6 protein-coding genes and 1 pseudogene are annotated in these 5,961 nt (G+C 71.7%); 2 read left to right on the forward strand and 5 right to left on the reverse strand.

Translation table 11 applies throughout. The annotated features are described in order from the left end of the window. Nucleotides 1-1,215 (forward strand): PQQ-binding-like beta-propeller repeat protein (locus VN520_RS23595; RefSeq protein ID WP_325748940.1); only part of this gene is annotated, 1,215 nt, incomplete at its 5' end. Nucleotides 1,216-1,388: 173 nt separating this feature from the next. Beyond that, on the forward strand, nucleotides 1,389-2,543 hold the full coding sequence (locus VN520_RS23600; protein ID WP_325748941.1) for a C40 family peptidase: 1,155 nt from the start codon (nucleotides 1,389-1,391) through the stop codon (nucleotides 2,541-2,543). Nucleotides 2,544-2,613: 70 nt separating this feature from the next. Here the strand turns inward: VN520_RS23600 and VN520_RS23605 are convergent, their stop codons facing one another. The 5 genes and pseudogenes from VN520_RS23605 to VN520_RS23625 form a co-directional block, all read right to left on the reverse strand. Beyond that, nucleotides 2,614-3,855: a styrene monooxygenase/indole monooxygenase family protein gene (locus VN520_RS23605; protein WP_325748942.1), complete on the reverse strand. Its 1,242-nt coding sequence runs from the start codon at nucleotides 3,853-3,855 to the stop codon at nucleotides 2,614-2,616. Nucleotides 3,856-3,892: 37 nt separating this feature from the next. Then, a complete protein-coding gene (locus tag VN520_RS23610; protein WP_325748943.1) occupies nucleotides 3,893-4,543 on the reverse strand; it encodes a GTP-binding protein in 651 nt (216 codons plus the stop codon). Then, complete coding sequence (locus tag VN520_RS23615; protein WP_325748944.1) at nucleotides 4,524-4,937, reverse strand: DUF742 domain-containing protein; 414 nt, start codon at nucleotides 4,935-4,937, stop codon at nucleotides 4,524-4,526. The genes VN520_RS23610 and VN520_RS23615 overlap by 20 nt, the downstream gene beginning before the upstream one ends. Continuing rightward, on the reverse strand, nucleotides 4,934-5,413 hold the full coding sequence (locus tag VN520_RS23620; RefSeq protein ID WP_325748945.1) for a roadblock/LC7 domain-containing protein: 480 nt from the start codon (nucleotides 5,411-5,413) through the stop codon (nucleotides 4,934-4,936). Before VN520_RS23620 ends, VN520_RS23615 begins: the two co-directional genes overlap by 4 nt. After that, nucleotides 5,410-5,961: pseudogene (locus VN520_RS23625) on the reverse strand (histidine kinase); the annotation flags it as partial. The gene VN520_RS23620 and the pseudogene VN520_RS23625, both read right to left, overlap by 4 nt.

Genomic DNA, 5,961 nt, shown 5'->3' on the forward strand with positions numbered 1-5,961 from the left:
TCGGCCACCGACGGCAAACCGGCCGCGGAGCCACGCCCCGCCGTGCCCGGCCGGGCGCCGGACCCCCGGTGGATGTACACCCGCCCTGCCGCCGCGCCGGCTCCTCTCACCGCGGCGGTCTGGCGGGACGAGCTGCTGGTGCTGACGGACACGGCCGGAGCGACCGGCGTCGACCTGCGGACCGGCCGGAAGGTCTGGGAGCGTGCCGATGCCGCCGGCGCCCAGGCGGTCCTGGCGGCCGGGGACCGCCTCTGCTTCCTGGCGAGCCCGACCGAATTCCTCTGGCTCTCGCCGGAGAACGGGCGGATCGAGCACCGGGTGCGCTTCGTGGACCAGTTCACCGGCGTACCGAACATGAAGGTGGCCCCGCTCACGGGCATGTCCGGGTCCGTCCTCTGGTTCACCGGCTCCCACACCGTCACCGTGAAGGCGCCGAAGCCGCAGAAGGGCAAGAAGCCCGGCAAGGACACGCAGACCGTCAAGGCGTATTTCTTCGCGTACGACGTCGTGCGGCGCAAGGAGCTCTGGCGCGTCGCAGTCCCCGCGGGCCGGGCGCCCGGCACCCCGGCCTACCGGCTGACCGCCGCCAGGGACACCGACCTCGTCGTACGCCAGGACGCGGGCACCCTCACCCCCGCCGACGTCGCGGCAGGCAAGGGCAAGGCGTTCTTCCGCTGCTTCGACCGCGCCACGGGGAAGCTGCTGTGGATCAGGCAGTTCGGCGCCGTCGCACCGGCGGGTGCGGTGGCCGGCGACGAGGAGGGGACACTGTACGGCGCCGTGGGTGACGATCTGCAGGCCTTCGGGACGAGCACCGGGAAGCCGGTCTGGACGCTGAACGGCACCGCGTCCTCCGTCTTCGGCACGCCTGTCCCCGCCGGGGAGCTGCTCCACACCACGAACCGCAACCAGGAGGTCGGCGCGGTCGAGCGGGCGACCGGAAAGCTGCTCTGGCGCCGGTCCACCGAGGTACCGCTCGGCGGTGACGCCCCCGCGCTGACGCTGAGCGGTGGCGGGAGGACACTGCTCGCCGCGGACACCTCACAGGTGACCGCGTTCGCCGCGGCGGACGGGCGCCGGCTGTGGAAGTTCCAGGACATCGGCGCCCAGGACCCGAAGGGCGCCACGGTCAGCGCGCCCTACCGGGTGCTGGCAGCGGGGAGGACCGCCGTCGTCCAGCGGGAGCGGGCCTTCTACGCCTTCCCCGTGGAGTGATCCCGGGCGGCGGGGGCCGGTGTCTGCGGGCCTCCGCCGTTCGGGGCACACCCCGGGCGGCACGCAGGGCGGTCCTTGCGTCGCCCGGGGCCGGGTGACCGGATGGACACGATCCGATCGCTTATGGGGTTGTCCGATTAATCGGCATCTCCCCTGACACCGGAGGTGATCTCGTGTCGGGCAGAGTCACACGCGCCCTCTGCACGGCGGCGCTGGCCGCGGTCGTCGCCGCCTCCCCCGCCGTCGCCGAGCCGGCCGGACCGGACCCCGCACCGGGCCCCGCACCGGCCGCCGAAGCGGCGCCGCAGAGTGTGGCCGGGCTGCTGAAGCAGTTGCAGACGCTCTACCGGAAGGCCGAGGAGGCCGGCGAACTCCACAACCGCACCGAGGAGGAGCTGAAGAAGCGGACCGCCGAGGCCAGGAAGCTGCGCGCCGGGCTCGCCCGGGCCCGGGCGGCCCTGGCCGCCGGACGCCGGGACGCGGGACGGCTGGCGCGTGACCAGTACCAGGGGCGCACCGGCTTCTCCGTCTACCTGCGGCTGCTGCTCGCCGAGGACCCGGCCCGCGCACTGGAACAGGGGCACGTCATCGAGCACGCCCGGACCGGCCGGTCGGCCGTGATCGACCGGCTCACCGCCGCGGAGAAACACGCCGAGGCCCTGGCGGCCAAGGCCCGCGCGGCGCGGGAGCGGCAGCGGGTGCTGACCGCACGGCAGAAGAAGCAGCGTGACACCGTGCAGTCCCGGCTGAAGGGCATCGAGGCGATGCTGGCCTCGCTGTCGGCGGAACAGCTCGCGGCTCTGTCGGCGCTGGAGGAGAAGAACATCGACGAGGCCCAGGGCGCGCTGGCCGCCTCAGGGGCGCTCAGTTCGGTACGCCCGCCTTCCGAGGAGGGCGCGAAAGCCGTCCGCTACGCCGTCGAGCAGATCGGCAAGCCGTACGTGTGGGGTGCGGAGGGGCCGGAGTCGTACGACTGCTCCGGGCTCACGTCGCAGGCCTGGTCGGCTGCGGGCCGGGACATCCCGCGCACCTCGCAGGAGCAGTGGCGCCGGCTGCCGAGGGTGCCGGTCGGCTCGCTGCGCCCCGGCGACCTGGTGGTCTACTTCCCGAAGGCCACCCATGTCGCGCTCTACATCGGCAACGGTCTCGTGGTGCACGCCCCCAGGCCCGGCGCCACGGTGAAGGTATCGCCGCTGGCCTCGAACCCGCTGCTGGGGGCCGTCCGCCCGGACCCGGACGCCGAGCCGCTGAGCGCGTACACGCTGCCGGAACTGCCCGAGGGCGCCGCCTCGGGGGCGGACGCGGGGTACGACGCCCCGGACGCGTGAGAGCCGGGCCGCCGTGGCCGTCCGTGCCCGCGTGACGGAATGCGGCGGCCCGGTCCCCCGCGCGCGGCTGTCAGCCCTGCGCGCCCGAGATCTCGGCGAGGTAGGCGTCCGTCTTCTCCGGCTCGAAGAAGAAGTTGTCGAAGTCCGCCGGGTCGTTGAACCCGTTGGCGAACCGGTCCGCGGCCGGCTGGAGCTGACCGGCCGCGCCGATCAGGTTCAGGACGTGCTCCGGCGGCGGCGCGAGCATCGCGTTCGTCCACTTCACGACGTGCTGGGTCTTCTCCCAGTGCCGCTCGAACGTGGCCTCCATCCACGCCTCGTCGAACGGCCGGTCGCCGTGTTCGAGGATCGAGTGCAGATAGGAGTGGGCACACTTCGAGGCGGTGTTGGAGCCCTGGCCGGTGATCGGGTCGTTGGCGACGACCACGTCCCCCACGCCCAGGACCAGACCGCCGCCGGGCAGCCGGCCGACGGGCTTGCGCACGGTCGGGGCGTAACGGCCCGCCAGCGTGCCGTTGGCGTCGGTCAGTTCCACCTCGGTGGCGCGTGCGTATTCCCATGGGGTGTACGTCTCCATGAGCTCCAGCGTCCTGGCCAGGTGCTCCGAAGGGTCCTTGATTCCCTGGAAGGCGTCGAGGGGGCCGCCGGGGACGCCTTCCCAGAACAGGATGTCCGCACGGCCGGACGTCGTCAGGGTCGGCATGATGAAGAGCTCGCCGACACCCGGGACCAGGTTGCACCGCACCGCGTCGAACTCGGGGTGCTCCGGGCGGGGACCCAGTCCGTGGACGTAGGCGACGGCCAGTGCGCGCTGCGGGGCGTCGTACGGCGAACGGGAGGCGTCCCGGCCGAACATGGAGACCAGCTCGCCCTTGCCGGCCGAGACCATCACCAGGTCGTACGTCCGGGAGAAGTAGTCCAGGTCGGAGACCGCCGCGCCGTGGATGACGAGCTGCCCGCCGCGCTGGGCGAAGGTCTCCATCCAGCCGGCCATCTTCACGCGCTGGTCGACGGACTGGGCGATGCCGTCCAGCCTGCCCACCCAGTCGATGACACGCGAGGAGTCGGGACCGGCGACCGAGACCCCGACACCCTCGATCCGGGGGGCCTGCGACTCCCAGAAGTTGAGCTGGAGGTCGCGCTCGTGCTGGAGAGCCGTGTGGAACATGCACTGTGTGGACATGACCCGGCCGGACCGGATCTCGTCCGCGGTGCGGTTGGACATCAGGGTGACTTCGTACCCGTGGGACTGCAGCCCGAGGGCCAGCTGGAGACCGGACTGGCCGGCTCCGACTATGAGTATCTTCCGCATCGCGGTTCTCCGTTAGGTGTGCTGGGTGCGTCTGTCGTTACTCGGGGGCGGCGTCGAGTGCGTGGCCCACCAGAGCGAGCAGTGTCTCGACGACGGTGATCCTCTTACGCGCATCCATGATCACCACCGGCACGTGCGGAGGTACGGTCAGGGCCTCCCTGACATCGTCCTCCTCGTAACCGGGAGTCCCCTCGAAGTGGTTGACGGCGACGATGTACGGGAGGCCGCAGCTCTCGAAGTAGTCGAGCGCGGCGAAGCAGTCGGCGAGGCGCCGGGTGTCGGCCAGGACGACCGCGCCGATCGCGCCGCGCACCAGGTCGTCCCACATGAACCAGAAGCGCTGCTGACCGGGGGTTCCGAAGACGTAGAGGACGAGGTCGTCGTCCAGGGTGAGGCGGCCGAAGTCCATCGCGACGGTCGTGGTGACCTTGTCGGGTGTGGCCGTGAGGTCGTCGGTCTCCTCACTGGCCTGCGTCATCAGCGCTTCGGTCTGCAGCGGGGTTATCTCGGAGACCGAGCCGACGAAGGTCGTCTTGCCCACGCCGAAGCCGCCCGCCACCACGATCTTGGTCGCGATCGGCGCCCGTGTGTGGTCGAGCTGCCAGGCCTGCACCGGTTCATCGGGCCGGTCCTGCGGCCCTCGCTGACGCGGTGTGAAGAGCGGCGCCTCAGAGACGGCGGAGTCCATCGAGCACCCTTTCGAGCAGCGCGCGGTCGGGCTGTCCGGTGCCGTGACCGGTCCCGTAGACGCGGATCTTTCCCTGGTCGGCCAAGTCGCTGAGCAGCACCCGGACCACGCCGAGCGGCATCTTCAGCAGGGCCGAGATCTCCGCGACCGTACGCATGCGGCGGCAGAGTTCGACGATGGCGTGGAGCTCCGGCATGACGCGCGAGGCGAGGTTGCCGTTCGTCAGTTCGCGGCGCTCCTCGGGGGCGTCCAGCGCGGCGACGAACGTCTCGACGAGCAGGACGTGGCCGAAGCGGGTGCGGCCCCCGGTGAGGGAGTACGGACGGACCCGTGAGGCCTTGCGGTCGGCGCCCCGTACGGGGAGTTTTCGTACGGGCTCAGCAGCTGACGTCACTGGGTGCTCTCCATCGATTTGCGCAGCTCACTGCGGAGTTCGGGGGTGAGTACGTGTCCGGCACGGCCGACGAAGAGCGCCATGTGGTAGGCGACGACACTCATGTCGCAGTCAGGGGTGGCGTGCACACCCAGCAGGGAACCGTCGCTGATCGACATGACGAAGACACTGCCCTCGTCCATCGCGACCATCGTCTGCTTGACGCCGCCGCCGTCCATCAGCTTGGCCGCCCCGATCGTGAGGGAGCCGATGCCGGAGACGATGGTGGCGAGGTCGGCGCTGGAACCCCTGGGGCCCGTCCGCCGTCCTGCCGCCTTGGCCGGCGCGAGACCGGGGTCCGAGGAGAGCAGCATCAGTCCGTCGGACGAGACGACGGTGACCGAGTGGACCCCTGGCACCTCCTCCACGAGATTGCTCAGCAACCAGTGAAGGTTCCGGGCCTCGGTGCTCAGCCCGAATGTGCTGGGCGCAGTCAACTGCGTGCCTCCTCGACTGTGTCCCCCGTCTCATCGATTCGACCGTCGGTACGGTCGTGGTCGGTCTGTGTGCCGCCTACCCCGATCTCCGCCTCGACATCGCGGCGGCCGTCCTTCGCCCCCTGGTGGAAGCCTCCGAGCCGGCGGCGCAGGGCTTCCTTGTCCAGGCCGCCCTTGCGCTCGGTGACCGGGGCCGACGGCGGCGCGGTGATCCTGGGGGTGCGCTTGGGCAGTCCCTTGTCCGTGAGGCGCTCGGGCAGCGGTGCCGGATCGGGCACCTCCTCACCCAGTCCGGTCAGCGGCTGCCGGGGGCCCGGGAGCGGGTCTGCGGCCGGAGCGGGGCCGGGCGCGGGGGCCGTGTCGGCGGCGTGCTCGTGGCGCTCGGGCCCGACGGCGTACGGGTTCGGAGCGTCCGGCTGCCCGGGCAGCCGGACCTGCATCGTGGTCTCGGCCCCGGACTGCTCGCGGATCCCGGGCTCCTCCCGGTCCCCGGACTCCTCCCGGTCCCCGGACTCCTCCCGGTCCCCGGACTCCTCCCGGTCCCCGGA

Source organism: Streptomyces sp. (assembly GCF_035563135.1).
Lineage (GTDB): Bacteria > Actinomycetota > Actinomycetes > Streptomycetales > Streptomycetaceae > Streptomyces.